Genomic DNA, 14,658 nt, shown 5'->3' with positions numbered 1-14,658 from the left:
GCTGCACTGAACGTCAACCGAAGGGCGCCCCACGATCGGGGCGCCCTTCGGCATTTGCTCCACTCACCTCTTCCGCAAAGGTTCCCCCATGGCCATCCCCTCGTTCGTCGACCACGTCACGCTGCATCTCGCAGCCGGACGAGGTGGCAACGGTGTGGCCTCGGTGCACCGTGAGAAGTTCAAGCCGCTGGGCGGTCCCGACGGCGGCAACGGCGGCCAGGGCGGGTCGATCATCCTCGAGGTCGACACGAGCGTGACGACCCTCGTCGACTACCACCACAACCCCAAGCGTCGCGCCGACAACGGCGGCCAGGGTGCCGGCGACCACAAGAACGGCGGCAACGGCAAGGACTTGGTCCTGACCGTGCCCGACGGCACCGTCGTCAAGGACCGCCAGGGCACCGTCCTCGCCGACCTTGTCGGCCACGGCACGACGCTGGTCGTCGCGCAGGGCGGTCGCGGCGGGCTCGGCAACGCGGCGCTCGCCTCCTCCAAGCGCAAGGCCCCCGGCTTCGCGCTCCTCGGCGAGCCCGGCGACGAGCTCGACGTACGCCTCGAGCTGAAGGTCGTCGCCGACATCGGCCTCGTGGGGTTCCCGAGCGCCGGCAAGTCCTCGCTCATCGCCGCCATCTCGCGGGCGCGTCCCAAGATCGCCGACTACCCCTTCACCACGCTCATCCCCAACCTCGGCGTGGTCACCGCCGGCGAGACGACCTTCACGGTCGCGGACGTGCCGGGCCTCATCGAGGGCGCCGCCGAGGGGCGCGGCCTCGGGCACGACTTCCTGCGGCACATCGAGCGCTGCGCGGCCCTGGTCCACGTCGTCGACACCGCGTCCATCGAGCCGGGCCGCAACCCGCTCGACGACCTGGAGATCATCGAGGGCGAGCTGGCCCGCTACGGCGGGCTCGAGGACCGGCCGCGGCTGGTCGCGCTCAACAAGGTCGACGTCCCCGACGGCCAGGACATCGCCGACATGGTCGTCGAGGAGCTCCGCGGCCGCGGGCTGCAGGTGTTCGAGGTCAGCGCGGCCTCCGGCGCCGGGCTGCGCGACCTCACCTTCGCCATGGCCGAGATCGTCACCGCGTCGCGGGCCGACAAGCCCGAGGTCGAGCCGCAGCGCATCGTGCTGAGGCCGCCGGCCGTCGACGGCGGCGCGGACTTCGAGGTCCTCGCGACCGACGAGGGCTGGCGGGTCCGCGGCACCAAGCCCGAGCGCTGGGTGCGCCAGACCGACTTCAGCAACGAGGAGGCCGTGGGCTTCCTCGCCGACCGGCTCAACCGGCTCGGCGTCGAGCTCAAGCTGGTCGAGATGGGCGCCCAGGAGGGCGACACGGTGCTCATCGGCCCCGATGACAACTCGGTCGTCTTCGACTTCAAGCCCAGCATCGAGGCCGGTGCCGAGATGCTCGGCCGCCGAGGCGAGGACGAGCGCCTGCGCGAGCAGCGCCCGGCCCGCGCCCGCCGCCACGACATCGACGCCGCGATGGAGACCAAGGCCGAGGAGGAGGCGCGCGCCGACGTCGCCCGCCGCCTCGACGCCGAGCGCAAGAAGGGACCGAACCGCAGCTCCGGCAGCTCCGGGGTCGGCCCGATGTCCTACGAGATCGGCAGCAAGGACGACCCCGACTGGGACGGCAGTGACGACGACTGACGGCTCCGCCGCGCGGTCCAGCCTCGTGGCCGGTGCCCGGCGCATCGTCGTGAAGGTGGGGTCGTCGTCCCTGACGACGGCCGCTGGCGGCATCGACCCGGCCCGCGTACGCCGTCTCGTCGAGGTGCTCGCGGCGGTGCGCGGCACCGGCGCCGAGGTCGTCCTGGTCTCCTCGGGAGCCATCGCCGCGGGGCTCGCGCCCCTCGGGCTCACCACCCGCCCGCGCGGGCTCGCCGCCCAGCAGGCGGCCGCGTCCGTCGGGCAGGGCCTGCTGGCCCACCGCTACCAGGAGGAGTTCGCCCGGCACGGCATCGTCACCGGCCAGGTGCTCCTCACCGTCGACGACGTGACGCGGCGGGTGCACTACCGCAACGCGCACCAGACGTTCGCCAAGCTCCTCGAGCTCGGCGTCGTCCCGATCGTCAACGAGAACGACACCGTCGCCACCTCCGAGATCCGTTTCGGCGACAACGACCGCCTGGCCGCGCTCGTGGCGCACCTGGTCCACGCCGACCTGCTCGTGCTGCTGTCCGACGTCGACGGCCTCTACGACGGGCCGCCGAGCCGCGAGGGGTCGCGGCTCGTCCCGCTCGTGCGCTCGGAGGAGGACCTGGCCGCGGTGACGATCGGGTCGGCCGGGTCCTCCGGCGTCGGCACCGGAGGCATGACGACGAAGGTCGACGCCGCGCGCATCGCGACCGGCGCGGGCATCGACGTCGTGCTCACCTCCGCCGACCAGGCGGCGGCAGCCCTGTCGGGGGTCGAGGTCGGCACGCTCTTCGCGGCCACCGGCAAGCGTCGTCCGACCCGCCTGCTGTGGCTCGCCCACGCCACGTCCGGCCAGGGCACGCTCACCCTCGACGCCGGCGCCGTGCGGGCGGTCGTGGAGCGTCGCGCCTCGCTGCTGGCGGCCGGCATCACCGCCGTCGACGGCGGGTTCGTCGCGGGCGACGCCGTGGACCTGCTCGGTCCCGACGGCGCGCTGGTCGCCCGCGGGCTCGTGAACTTCGACGCCGAGGAGCTCCCGGCGCTCCTCGGCCGCTCGACCAGCGAGCTGAAGGTCGCGCTCGGGGCGGCGTACGAGCGCGAGGTCATCCACCGCGACGACCTGGTGCTGCTCGAGCGCTGACCCCGCGTGGCACACTCGCGGACGTGGACAGCCCTGTCGACGACCAGCCGGCGGCGCACTGGCGGCCCTCGGACGAGGACGTGGCCGAGGAGGTCGCGTTCCGGCGCCTCTACGGCGAGTGGGCGGCGCTCGACCCGGCGGGACTCGCCGCGTTCATGGCGGCGTACGACGCCGAGTGGTGGGTCGTCGGGGGTTGGGCCATCGACGCGTTCACCGGTCGCTACCGGCCGCACGAGGACATCGACCTGGTGATCTGGCGGCGCGACCTCCCGCTGTTCCGCGAGATGGTGGGGGAGCGGCACCACGTCTGGAGCGTCGGCAGCGGCGCCCTCCGGCCCGTGGACGACAGGTGGCCGGAGCCGCACGCCGAGGCCGGCCAGGTCTGGCTGCGCGACCACGCGCTCGCGCCGTGGTTCCTCGACTGCATCCTCGCCGAGGACGCCGACGGCCTGTGGGTCTCGCGGCGCGACCCCGACCACGTCGCGCCCCTGGCGGAGGTGACCTGGGTGGCCGGCGACGGCATCCGCTACATGCGGCCGGAGGTGGTGCTGCACCACAAGGCCCGCCTGGACCGGCCCAAGGACCGCGCCGACCTCGAGGTGGTGTGGCCGTTGCTGGGCGCCGCCGAGCAGGACTGGCTGCGCGACGCCGTACGACGGTCGCAGGCGGACCACCCGTGGCTGCACGGGACGATGGAAGGCTGACTCGGAGTGCCGCGTAGGCTTGGCGGGCCATGACCCCCCCGCTCGTCTACCTCGACCACGCCGCGACCACGCCCATGCTGCCGGTCGCCGTCGAGGCGATGACCCGCCACCTCAGCGGGGTCGGCAACGCGAGCTCGCTGCACGCCTCGGGACGCGGCGCCCGCCGCGTCGTGGAGGAGTCGCGCGAGAGCATCGCCGGGATGGTCGGCGCCCGGCCGGGCGATGTCGTGTTCACCTCCGGCGGCACGGAGTCCGACAACCTCGCGCTCAAGGGCATCTTCTGGGCACGCCGCGCCGAGGACCCCCGCCGCACGCGGATCCTGTCGACGGCCATCGAGCACCACGCGGTCCTCGATCCGCTCCACTGGCTCGGCCAGAGCGACGGCGCCGACGTCGAGCTGCTGCCGGTGTCGGGGGAGGGCATCCTCGACCTCGACGCCCTGCGCGACTCGGTCCTGCGCGACCCCGCCTCGGTGGCGCTCATCTCGGTCATGTGGGCCAACAACGAGGTCGGCTCGCTGCAGCCCGTCGAGGAGGTCGTGGCCCTCGCGGCCGAGCACGGCATCCCCGTCCACACCGACGCGGTGCAGGCCCTCGGCCAGGTGCCCGTCGACTTCGCCGCGTCCGGCGTCGACGCGCTGACCTTCACCGGGCACAAGGTCGGCGGCCCCTACGGCGTCGGCGCGCTCGTCGTACGCCGCGACCTCGAGGTCAGTGCCCTCGTGCACGGCGGCGGGCAGGAGCGCGACATCCGCAGCGGCACCCTCGACGTCCCGGCCATCGCCGGCCTGGCCGCCGCGGTCGAGGAGTCGGTGAAGGCCCAGCACCAGCACGCCCTGCGCGTCGCCGAGCTCCGCGACGATCTCGTGCGCCGCGTGGTCGAGGTCGTCCCCGACGCCCACCTCCACGGGGCGCCGGCCGGCCCGCTGCGCCTGCCCGGCAACGCGCACCTCGGCTTCCCCGGCTGCGAGGGCGACTCGATGCTGATGCTGCTCGACGCCCGCGGGATCGAGTGCTCGACCGGCTCCGCCTGCTCCGCCGGCGTGCCGCAGCCGTCGCACGTGCTCCTCGCGATGGGCTGCGACGACGACCAGGCCCGCCACTCGCTCCGCTTCACGCTCGGCCACTCGAGCACGCCCGCCGACGTCGACGCGCTGGTCGAGGCGATCGGCCCCGTCGTCGAGCGCGCCCGCGCCGCCCGGGCGCGATGAGGATCGACCGGATGAGGATCGACCGATGAGGGTCGTCGCCGCCATGTCCGGCGGGGTGGACTCCGCCGTCGCGGCCGCCCGCGCCGTCGACGCCGGCCACGACGTCACCGGCGTCCACCTCGCGCTGAGCCGCAACCCGGCGTCGTACCGCTCCGGCGCCCGCGGCTGCTGCACGATCGAGGACAGCAACGACGCGCGCCGCGCGGCCGACGTCATCGGCATCCCGTTCTACGTCTGGGACCTCTCCGACCGCTTCCACGAGGACGTGGTCGAGGACTTCATGGACGAGTACGCCGCCGGCCGCACGCCGAACCCGTGCCTGCGCTGCAACGAGAAGATCAAGTTCGCCGCCGTGCTCGACCGGGCGCTGGCGCTGGGCTTCGACGCCGTGGCGACCGGCCACTACGCGCAGCTGCGCACCGGGGCCGACGGGCTGATCGAGATGCACCGCGCCAGCGACCACGGCAAGGACCAGTCCTACGTCCTCGGCGTGCTCGACCAGGAGCAGCTGCGGCACTCGATGTTCCCGCTGGGCGACACCGACAAGCCGGCGGTGCGCCGCGAGGCCGAGGCCCGGGGCCTGCTGGTCGCCGACAAGCCCGACTCCCACGACATCTGCTTCGTCGCCGACGGCGACAACGCCGGCTGGCTGCGCGAGAAGCTCGGCGACCGCGCTCCCAACCACGGCGGCGACATCGTGGACGTCACCACGGGCGAGACGGTGGGCAGCCACTCCGGCACCTACGGCTTCACCATCGGCCAGCGGCGCGGGCTGCGGCTCGGCACCCCCGCAGCGGACGGCAAGCCCCGGTTCGTGCTGGACATCGAGCCGGTGAGCGGCACCGTCACCGTCGGTCCCCGCGAGCGCCTGGCCGTCGACCGCATCACCGGCACCAGGCCGCGCTGGTGCGGCACGGTGCCCGACCGGGTGGACGGCACGGTGCAGCTGCGCGCCCACGGCGCGGAGCACCGCGCGACCGTCGTGGTCGACGGCGACCGCGTCGACATCGAGCTCCTCGAGCCGGCCGAGGGCATCGCCCCCGGCCAGGCTGCAGTCGTCTACGACGGCACCCGCGTGGTCGGGTCGGCCACCATCACCGCGACCCGTCCGGTCGGGGCGCCGGCGTGACCACCCGCTCCGCGCTGGCCGCCCGGGCCGGCGAGCTCCTCGGCCCGCGGCACACGACGTACGTCGCGGCGCTGGTGACGCCGGCCGGCGACGAGGTCGACGCCGTGGGCACGGACCCGCACGGCGACGTCGAGCTCGGCTCGGTCAGCAAGGGCGTCACCGGCCTGCTCTGGCGCGACGCCGTCGCCCGCGGCGAGGTGTCCGAGGACGCCGCGCTGGGGGCCCACCTCGCCGTCCCGCCGGCCCTGGCCGGGATCCGCCTCTCGGCGCTCGCGACGCACACGTCGGGGCTGCCGCGCCTGGCGCCGGGCACGCACCCGGTCCGCCGGACGTGGGAGCTGTGGCGGGAGGGCCGCAACCCCTACCGCGAGGACCTGCCCGAGCTGCTGCGCCGGCTCGACGACGTGAAGGTCCGCACGACCTCGAAGCCGGCCTACTCCAACCTCGGCTTCCAGCTGCTGGGCCACGCGGTCGCCTCCGCGGCGGGGACGTCCTACGCCGACCTGGTCGCGCAGCGCCTCGCCGCACCGCTGGGGCTGACCGACACCTACGTGGCCACCTCCGCCGACCGGCTCCGACCCGGCGCCGTGGCGCCGCGCAACAGGTCCGGGACCGAGGTCGAGGCGTGGGCCAACGAGGCGGTCGCGCCGGCCGGGGGAGTCCGCTCCTCGGCGGCCGACCTGGCGGTGCTGCTCCGGGCGCTGCTGGACCGCAGCGTGGCAGGTGCCGACGCCCTCGACCCGGTCGCGCCCTTCATGGGGCGGCTGCAGATCGGCGCCGCGTGGCTGACGGGACCGCTGCTGCGGCGCACCGTCACCTGGCACAACGGCGGCACCGGGGGCTTCCGGTCCTTCGTCGGGATCGACCGCGAGCACGGTGTGGGCGTCGCACTGGTCAGCGCGTCCAGCCGGTCCGTCGACGGAGCGGCCGCGCGCCTCCTGGCCGAGGCGGGCGACGCGTGAGCACGGCCACGGGGATCGGCTCGCTGCCGGGGACCTGGGACCACGACTACGCCGAGGCCGTCCGCCTCGTGCTCGACGAGCTCGGCGACCTGCCGCACGTGCCCGAGCTGCCCGGCCGTGGCGTCACCGCGGCGCTGACCGGCCGCGGCCTCGCGGTGGTGGACGGTCTCGCGGCCGACCTCCAGCCCGCGGGGTGGCGGCTGACCGACACCAGCGGCGTCGACCACCGGCGGGCGCGATCACTCCTCGCGCAGGACCTCGACACCCTCGAGGAGCTCGCGGACGGGGCGACCGGCGCCTTGAAGACGCAGGTCGCCGGGCCGTGGACGCTCGCCGCGACGGTGGAGAAGCCCCGCGGTGACAAGGTGCTCAGCGACCACGGTGCCCGGCGCGAGCTGGCGCAGGGCCTGGCGGAGGGCGTCGGTGCGCACCTCGCCGACCTGCGCCGCCGGGTGCGGGGCGTCGACCGCTGGATCGTGCAGGTCGACGAGCCGGCCCTGGCCGCCGTCGCCCACGCGCAGGTGCCCACCGCCAGCGGCTTCGGACGGCACCGCCGCGTCGACCCGCCGGAGCTGTCGGCCCACCTCGAGTGGGTGGTCGCCGCGATCACCGACGCCGGCGGCGAGGCGTGGGTCCACTCGTGCGCGCCGCAGACCCCGTGGGCCCTGGTGGCCGGCACCGGGGTGGCCGGGCTCTCGGCCGACCTCGACGTGCTCGGCCCGGCGGACCTCGACACCTTCGCGGAGGCGCTGGAGGCGGGGCGCACGGCGGCGCTGGGCGTCGTACCGTCCACCGACCCGGCGACCGAGCCGTCCGACGCCCCGATCACCGAGCGCGTGCAGCGGTGGCTCGACATGCTCGGGCTCGACCCGGAGGTGGTCGCGGAGCACCTCGTGGTCACCCCGACCTGCGGGCTGGCGGGCGCGAGCCCCGCCTGGGCGCGGCGAGCCGTCCGCCTGTCGGCGACGGTGGCGCGCAACCTCTGACCTCCACCCCCGGGACGGTGCGCACGGGCGGCCAGGGGTCGGTCCCGTCGAGCCAGCGGGCGACACGACCCGTGTGCAGCAGGCGTACGGCGAGCAGCGCGGCGGCCATCGTGGCCGCGACCAGCGGCAGCAGCTCGCCCGGTCGCAGCACGAGCGCGTCGAGGAAGGCGTTGCGCCACCACACGTCGCGCACCGGGACGTACATGTCGTCGGACACGGCGCCCGGCGCCACGAGCGCGACCTGGAGCACCGCGACCGGGACGAACCACCGCTTCGCGCGCAGTGAAAGGTGCGGCGAGGCGAGGGCGAGCGCGGGCGACAGGCAGACCACCAGCTCGAGGCTGGTGCGGTAGCCGTAGAAGTGGTCGCCGCCGCTGAAGCGGTTGAGCACCGCCTGGCCGAGCAGGTACGACGCCCCTGCCGCGGCGAGCCAGCGGCTCCAGTCCGGCAGCCCGGCGCGGTGCCGCCAGGCCGTCGGGCCGAGGACCAGCAGCATGGGGCACCACCACAGCAGCCCCCGGTCGGCCGAGACGAGGAAGCCGAGGTGGTTGAGCGGGTCGAGGGCGTGGCCCGCCACCCCGCTCGTGAAGTCGGAGGCCCGGTAGCCCGAGGTCGGGTCCCACGAGCCGTACATCCAGCGGGTCCAGCACGCGCTCAGCGCGAGGGCGGCAGTCGCCGCGGTCCCGACCCGCCACGCGACGCCGGAGCGGCCGCGCGACCAGGCGAGGCCGAGGCCCACGACGGCGCAGATCACCGCGGCGTGGAGCCGGCCCCACAGCAGCACGCCGCCGAAGACGCCGACGAGCCACCACCGGCCGCGGTCGGCGGCCCACGCCGTGCCGACGATCCCGAGCGTGGTGAGCGTGTGCGGCCAGACGGCGTCGGCGGCCACCGACCAGACCGGTGTGGCGAGTCCGAGCAGGCCCGCTGCGACCAGGGAGCGCCGCGTGCCCAGCCGGTCGCGGAGCAGGAGGAAGAACAGCAGCACGGCCGTCGCGGTGAGCAGCGCGGCCGTGAGGGCGCCGGGGAGCGGGCTCACCGTGGCGGGTCGCGCGACGGCGTACGCCGGCACCGATGCGGCGATGACGCCGGGAGCGCGGCCGACCGCCTCACGGCCGTCGGCGGTCTCCACGATCCAGGTCTCGCGGATGACGTTGTCGTCCAGGAGCGGGAAGTCGCCGATGTCCGGCACGGGGTCGCCGGTCATGGCGATGTGCCGCGCGGCGAAGTCGGCCGTCCACGCGTCGGGGCTCGGGTCGGGGTTCGTCGTCAGCGCGTAGAGGCCGGCCAGGGCGAGGAACAGCAGCGTGGGGACCAGCCGGCGGCGCATGTGCGCCATTGTCCGGTCGGTGGGCGGCGGGAGCGAGGGGTGTGGCCGAGCGCTCGTCCACCGTTCGCCGCCCGGCCACCTCCGCGACCGGCCGGGGTCCCGGCCCGCCCCTAGCGTCCACGACGTGAAGCTCGTCGTGCAGGTCCCGTGCCTGAACGAGGAGGAGACTCTTCCCCTCGTGCTCGCGTCGATCCCGGAGTCCGTGCCCGGCATCGACGAGATCGTCGTGGTCGTCATCGACGACGGCAGCACCGACCGCACGGTGGAGGTGGCCCGCTCGCACGGCGTCACCGAGATCGTGCGGCACCACCGCACGCAGGGGCTCGCGCGGTCGTTCACCGACGGCGTCAACCACGCGCTGGCGATCGGCGCCGACGTCGTGGTCAACACCGACGGCGACAACCAGTACCCGCAGGACCGCATCGGCGACCTGGTCCGGCCGATCCTGGACGGGCACGCCGACATCGTCGTCGCGGACCGGCAGGTCGGGCTGATCGCCCACTTCTCGCCGGTCAAGAAGGCGCTCCAGCGCTTCGGGTCGCAGGTCGTCAACGTCGCCGCCCGCACCGAGCTGCCCGACGCCGCCAGCGGGTTCCGGGCCTACTCGCGGGAGTCGCTGATGCGGCTGAACACGGTGACGCGCTTCTCCTACTGCATGGAGACGATCATCCAGGCGGGCAACAAGAATCTGGCGATCGCGAGCCTGCCGGTGCTCACCAACGCCCGGACCCGCGAGTCGCGGCTCTTCTCCTCGACGCGCCAGCACGTGTTCCGCTCCGGGGCGGCGATCGTGCGGGCCTACGTGATGTACCGCCCCTACGTGATCTTCGGGGTGATGGCCGGCGTCTTCGGCGCCCTCGGCCTGGTCCCCTACGCCCGCTACGCCGTGCTCGCCGCCGCAGGGCAGGGCGGCGGCCACGTGCAGTCGCTGCTCGTCGGGGCGGCGCTGGTCGTGATGTCGTCCCTGTGCGTGATGCTCGGCGTGATCTCCGACCTGATCCGCACCAACCGGGCGCTGATCGAGGCCAACCTCGAGCACACCAAGCGCGCGCGGTTCGACATCCTGCGGGTGCCCGCGACGGCGTCGATCGAGCCGGCGCCCTACGAGGGGACCGGCCTGCGGTGAAGCAGCTGTACGTCCGCGTCGTGCGGGTGCTCGCCGTGCCGCTGCGGGCGGTCGGCGTGCTCGACGCGCTGCAGCGCCGCGCCCCGGGCTCGCGGGTCGCCACGTGGCTGCTGTCGCTCGTCGCGATCCACGACGTCGACGGCCTCCGGCGGCTCGACGTGCCGTGGTGGACCTTCGACTCCGCCGACCGGGTGGCCGACTGGCTCCGGGCCCACCCGGGCGCGCGGGTCTTCGAGTGGGGCTCGGGCGCCTCCACCCTCTGGCTCGCCGCTCGGGCGCGGTCCGTGCACTCCGTCGAGCACCACCCCGGGTGGGCCGCCGTGCTGGCACCCCGGCTGCCGGACAACGTCGACCTGCGCGTCGTCGAGGCGGAGCGGACCTCCTCGCCGGTGGTGGCCTCCGCGAAGCCGGGGCACGCCGGGATGGACTTCGCCCGCTACGTCGCGGCGATCGACGACGTCCCCGGCGACTTCGACCTCGTCGTCATCGACGGTCGCGCCCGCGAGGCGTGCCTGGCCCGGGCGGTCGCACGGCTCGCTCCGGGCGGGATCATCGTGTTCGACAACGTCGACCGGCGGCGCTACCGCGAGGCCATCGACCGGACGCTCGAGGGGGCGGGGGAGCGGCTCTCGGTGACCATGACCCGCGGCCTGACGCCCGCCCTGCCCTACCCGACGCGCACCGCCCTCCTGCGGTCCTCCGCGCTCCGGGCCCCGTGACCCGGCACCGGGCGCTCGCGGCCGCCCGCTGGCTCTTCGTCCTGGTGACCCTCGCCCTCGCCGGCTGGGGGTTCCGTGGCCGGTGGTCCGAGATCGGTGCCGCCGTCGCCGCGACCGGCCCGCTGCGGCTGGCTGCGGCGCTCGGGTGCACGGCCGCCGGTCTCCTCCTGACCGCGCGGCTGTGGCGGCTGCTCCTCCGCGCTGTCGGTCCGGACGTCCCGGCGCGCGACGCGGCGTCGGTCTTCCTCGTCGGCCAGCTCGGCAAGTACGTCCCCGGCTCGGTGTGGAGCATCGCGGTGCAGGCCCGGCTCGGCCGGCGTCACGACCTACCTGCGCGGTCGGTCGTCGCCGCTTCCACCGTCTTCCTGCTGGTCCACACCGCGAGCGGCCTGCTGGTCGGCGGCGCGCTGGTCGTCGGCGGTGCGCTGGCGGGGTCCGCCGTCGCCGGTGGCCCCTGGCCGTGGGCCGCCGCGCTGGTGGGCGCCCTTACGCTGGCTCCGCCGCTGGTCCGGCGGCTCGCGGGCCGGATCGCCGGAGCCGGCGTGGGCGCGACCTGGGGCCGGACGGACGCGGCGCGGGCGGCCGCGCTGATGGCCCTCGTGTGGCTGGCGTACGGCGCCTCGCTCCTGCTCCTCGTGCCCGGTCCCGGGTCGCCGGGCATCGCTGGCGCCGTGGCCGCCTTCGCGCTGGCCCACGCCGCCGGGGTCCTCGTGGTCGTCGCCCCGGCGGGCGTCGGCGCGCGGGAGGCCGTCCTGGTGGCGCTGCTCGCGCCCGCCGTCGGCCTGGCCGACGCCGCGGCCGCCGCCCTGCTCGCTCGCGTGGTCCACGCCGTGGCCGACTTCGCCGTGGCCGGCGGGGCGGCCCTCGTGGCCGGCACGACGACCGGCTCCGCGGCCGCCCGGCGGCGCGGGCGCACGGGCGGGGACCGCGCCGCAGCACCGGAGCGGGCCGGTGCCGATGCGCGGTGAGCCGGTCGCCGGGGCCGTCCCACGGGCACCGGCACGGCACGCAGGCGGCGTACGGGCGGTCGCAGCGGTCGTGGCTGCGGTGCTGGCGGTCCACGTCCTGTTCGTCGTGGCCCGGGCCCTCACCGTCGGTGGCCTGGACGGCTTCGTGGTCTACGACGGTCGCGCCTACTACCGGCTCGCGCTGGACCCCCTGACCCTGCGGGTCGAGGATGCCGGCATCGCCTTCACCCGCCCGGCCTACTGGCAGGCCCGCACCGGCTATCCGCTCACGGCCTGGGCGGCCTCCCTCGGCGGCCGCCCTGCCCTTGTCCCGGCCGCGCTCGTGCTGGTCAACCTCCTCGCGATCGGCGCGACCGCCCTGGTCGCCGCGCGGCTCGCGCTCGGTGCCGGGCGCAGCGCCTGGTGGGGAGCCGTTCCCGCGTCGTGGGCCGGGTTGCTGGTCGGGCTGGGCCAGGACCTCACCGAGCCGCTGGCCGGGATGCTGCTCCTCGCGACCCTCGCCCTCGCGCGGTCGGGGCACCACCTCCTCGCCGCCGCCGCGCTGACCGCGGCGGGACTGACCCGGGAGACGACGCTGGTCGTCGCGGTCGCCGTGGTGGTGGCGGGCATCGTGCCGGGCGTCGTGCCGGGCGTCGTGCCGGGCGTCGTGCCGGGCGCGGAGCCGGTGCGTCGGCCCGGACTCCGGGGTGCGGTGCCTCCGTGGTGGGTGGGCGTCGTCCCGCTGGCGGTGTACGCCGGCTGGCGGACGTGGGTGCGTGCACGCTGGGCGGAGGTGGTGCCGGAGCCGCCGTCCGACTCCGTGCTGGGCGTCCCCGGCGTGGAGCTGGTGCGCTACCTCGGCTCGGCCCTGGCACATCCGCTCGCCGAGCTGCCCAACGTGGCGCTGCTGGTGCCGACGCTGCTCGCGATGGCGGTGGCCGCGACCGCGGTCCGGGGGGAGGGGCCCTGGCACGAGCGGCTCGCCCTGGCGGCGTACGTGCTGCTCCTGACCAGCCTCCCGGTGTGGGACCGCGGCCAGGCCTACCTGCGGTGGGGGTGCGAGCCGCTGCTGCTCGGCTGGCTGCTGCTGCTCGGCCGTCCGTCCGCCGGGCCGGCGCGGGCGCTCCCGGCGCTCGTCGCGGCGGTGTGGGTGGTCACCGCGACGCAGAGCCTGACCTACCCGTCGACCGCCGGCCCGGTGGGCGGGTGGTGGTCGTGGTGAGGCGTGCCCCGCGGCTCGTGTCCAGGCTCGTGTCCCGGCTCGCGTCCCGCCCCGACGCCGTGCCGCTGCTGGCCGCCGCCATGCTCCTCCTCCTCGGTGCGCAGGTCGCGCTGGTCTTCAAGGTGCCGAGCTGGGGCAACGACGAGCCGGCCCACATGGGCTACGTCGCCTCGCTGGCCGAGGGCCGGCTGCCGACGATCGAGACGGACATCGTGGACGACCCCGCTCGGTTCCCGGGGACGGCCGAGGAGCTCCGGGGGTGGGACGAGGAGCACGGCGACGTCTGGACGGCCAACCACCCGCCGCTGTTCCCGCTCGCGATGGTGCCGGTCTGGTGGGCGCTGTCGGACCACCAGAGCGCGATGGTCATCACGATGCGGCTGGCCAACACGCTCGGCTTCGCGTTCTGGCTCTACCTCGTCGGCGCCCTCGCCCGGGAGCTGGTGCCGCGCCGGCCCGCGGTGGCGGCACTGGCGGTGGTGGTCGCGGCCGCGCCCACGCTCGTGCTGCGCTCGGCCTTCTTCCAGAACGACGGCTGGGCCTCGGCCTCGGCCGTGCTGCTGTTCCTCGTGACCGTGCGGATGGTGCGTGACCGGGTGACCCCGCAGCGGGTCGCCGTCGCGGCCGCGGCCGGGACGGTCGCCGTGGGCATGCGGACCCAGGGGGTGCTCGTCGTCGCCCTGTGCGCGCTGACGCTGCTGGTGGTGCTGTGGCGGCGCTGGGGCCCGACCGGCCCCGGGCGTTGCCGGGCCGCGGCCGTGGCCGCGGTGGTCGGCGTGGTGCCGGCCGCGGCGTTCGGCTGGTTCTTCGTCCGCAACCTGCTGCTCTACGGCGACCTCACCGGGCAGGCGGCCCTGCTGGAGAAGTTCGAGCGCTCGCCCGTGACGAGTTGGGCGGGGATCGCCGACATTCCCGGCGTCGTCGAGCCGATCGCTGCGACGCCGATCCCCCTCGTCGTCGCGCTGGTGCTGGTGCCGGCCGCGCTGGTGGGTTCGGTGCGTCGGCACGGCGTGCGCCCGGACCCGGTGTGGATCCTGCTCGGCGTCCACGCCGCGCTCACGCTCCACAGCGTCGTGGGCTTCCTGCGCGTCGGCGGGGGCCTGCACGACCGCTACCTGATGCAGTCCATGCCGGTCCTGGCGACCGCGGTCGCCGTCGGGATGCTCGGGGTTGGCCGGTGGTGGGCCGCCGCGGCCCCCGGGACCCCGGCCGCCGAGCGGCGCGACTGGTGGGTGGCCAGTGCCTGGTCGGCGGTGCTGCTGGCGTGGCTCGCCGGGACGCTGGCATGGCTGCTGCACCACCACGTCTTCAGCCGGCAGGCGTCCTCCCCGGTGGACGGACCGGTGCCGGACGTCCTCGCGGTGCTCGGGGCGTGCGCGGGCGCGGCCGTCCTCGCGGTGCTCGTGCGCTCCGCGCGCGGGGTGACCGTGCAGCCGACTGCGTCGAGGGCCGGTCCGACGACGAGGTCGAGCGCCACCCGGACATGACCGAGGGAGGACCTCCTGGACGGAGGTCCCCCCTCGACGGTGGACGTGCGGT

13 protein-coding genes are annotated in these 14,658 nt (G+C 75.5%); 12 read left to right on the top strand and 1 reads right to left on the bottom strand.

Annotated features, from left to right (window positions below):
* The first annotated feature begins 88 nt into the window (after positions 1 to 88).
* Genes obgE through HN031_RS00950 form a run of 7 tightly spaced genes read left to right on the top strand, consistent with a single transcriptional unit; the run spans position 89 to position 7,775 of the window.
* A complete protein-coding gene (obgE, locus tag HN031_RS00980) occupies positions 89 to 1,654 on the top strand; it encodes a GTPase ObgE (RefSeq protein ID WP_172265050.1) in 1,566 nt (521 codons plus the stop codon).
* On the top strand, positions 1,641 to 2,783 hold the full coding sequence (gene proB, locus HN031_RS00975; RefSeq protein ID WP_172265047.1) for a glutamate 5-kinase: 1,143 nt from the start codon (positions 1,641 to 1,643) through the stop codon (positions 2,781 to 2,783). Before obgE ends, proB begins: the two co-directional genes overlap by 14 nt.
* Positions 2,784 to 2,806: 23 nt before the next feature.
* Complete coding sequence (locus tag HN031_RS00970) at positions 2,807 to 3,487, top strand: hypothetical protein (RefSeq protein WP_172265044.1); 681 nt, start codon at positions 2,807 to 2,809, stop codon at positions 3,485 to 3,487.
* A 29-nt stretch (positions 3,488 to 3,516) separates the two neighbouring features.
* Complete coding sequence (locus tag HN031_RS00965; RefSeq protein WP_172265041.1) at positions 3,517 to 4,698, top strand: cysteine desulfurase family protein; 1,182 nt, start codon at positions 3,517 to 3,519, stop codon at positions 4,696 to 4,698.
* Positions 4,699 to 4,723: 25 nt separating this feature from the next.
* A complete protein-coding gene (mnmA, locus tag HN031_RS00960; RefSeq protein ID WP_172265038.1) occupies positions 4,724 to 5,827 on the top strand; it encodes a tRNA 2-thiouridine(34) synthase MnmA in 1,104 nt (367 codons plus the stop codon).
* A complete protein-coding gene (locus HN031_RS00955) occupies positions 5,824 to 6,789 on the top strand; it encodes a serine hydrolase domain-containing protein (protein ID WP_172265035.1) in 966 nt (321 codons plus the stop codon). Before mnmA ends, HN031_RS00955 begins: the two co-directional genes overlap by 4 nt.
* Positions 6,786 to 7,775, top strand: a complete 990-nt coding sequence (locus HN031_RS00950; RefSeq protein ID WP_172265032.1) for a methionine synthase — start codon at positions 6,786 to 6,788, stop codon at positions 7,773 to 7,775. The genes HN031_RS00955 and HN031_RS00950 overlap by 4 nt, the downstream gene beginning before the upstream one ends.
* On the opposite strand, the gene HN031_RS00945 is transcribed toward HN031_RS00950, so the two are convergent.
* Positions 7,687 to 9,105 carry a hypothetical protein gene (locus HN031_RS00945; protein ID WP_172265029.1) on the bottom strand — a complete coding sequence of 473 codons (1,419 nt, stop codon included), beginning with the start codon at positions 9,103 to 9,105 and terminating at the stop codon, positions 7,687 to 7,689. The two genes, HN031_RS00950 and HN031_RS00945, sit on opposite strands and share 89 nt — an antisense overlap.
* Before the next feature lie 124 nt (positions 9,106 to 9,229).
* Here HN031_RS00945 and HN031_RS00940 point away from each other — a divergent pair, with 124 nt between their 5' ends.
* The 5 genes from HN031_RS00940 (at position 9,230) to HN031_RS00920 (ending at position 14,606) form a co-directional block, all read left to right on the top strand.
* Complete coding sequence (locus HN031_RS00940) at positions 9,230 to 10,231, top strand: glycosyltransferase family 2 protein (protein WP_172265026.1); 1,002 nt, start codon at positions 9,230 to 9,232, stop codon at positions 10,229 to 10,231.
* Entirely contained in the window at positions 10,228 to 10,950 is a 723-nt protein-coding gene (locus tag HN031_RS00935; RefSeq protein ID WP_172265023.1) for a class I SAM-dependent methyltransferase, read from the top strand. Before HN031_RS00940 ends, HN031_RS00935 begins: the two co-directional genes overlap by 4 nt.
* Positions 10,947 to 11,918 carry a lysylphosphatidylglycerol synthase domain-containing protein gene (locus HN031_RS00930; protein ID WP_172265020.1) on the top strand — a complete coding sequence of 324 codons (972 nt, stop codon included), beginning with the start codon at positions 10,947 to 10,949 and terminating at the stop codon, positions 11,916 to 11,918. Before HN031_RS00935 ends, HN031_RS00930 begins: the two co-directional genes overlap by 4 nt.
* Before the next feature lie 70 nt (positions 11,919 to 11,988).
* Entirely contained in the window at positions 11,989 to 13,119 is a 1,131-nt protein-coding gene (locus HN031_RS00925; RefSeq protein ID WP_172265017.1) for a hypothetical protein, read from the top strand.
* 17 nt (positions 13,120 to 13,136) lie between these two features.
* Positions 13,137 to 14,606 (top strand): hypothetical protein, encoded by a 1,470-nt coding sequence (locus HN031_RS00920; protein ID WP_172265014.1) that lies wholly within the window; start codon positions 13,137 to 13,139, stop codon positions 14,604 to 14,606.
* Positions 14,607 to 14,658 lie beyond the last annotated feature (52 nt).

It is taken from the genome of Nocardioides sp. zg-1308 (assembly GCF_013155375.1).
Lineage (GTDB): Bacteria > Actinomycetota > Actinomycetes > Propionibacteriales > Nocardioidaceae > Nocardioides > Nocardioides renjunii.
Note: the sequence above shows the minus strand (reverse complement) of the source record. Positions and strands in the feature narration are given on the sequence as shown.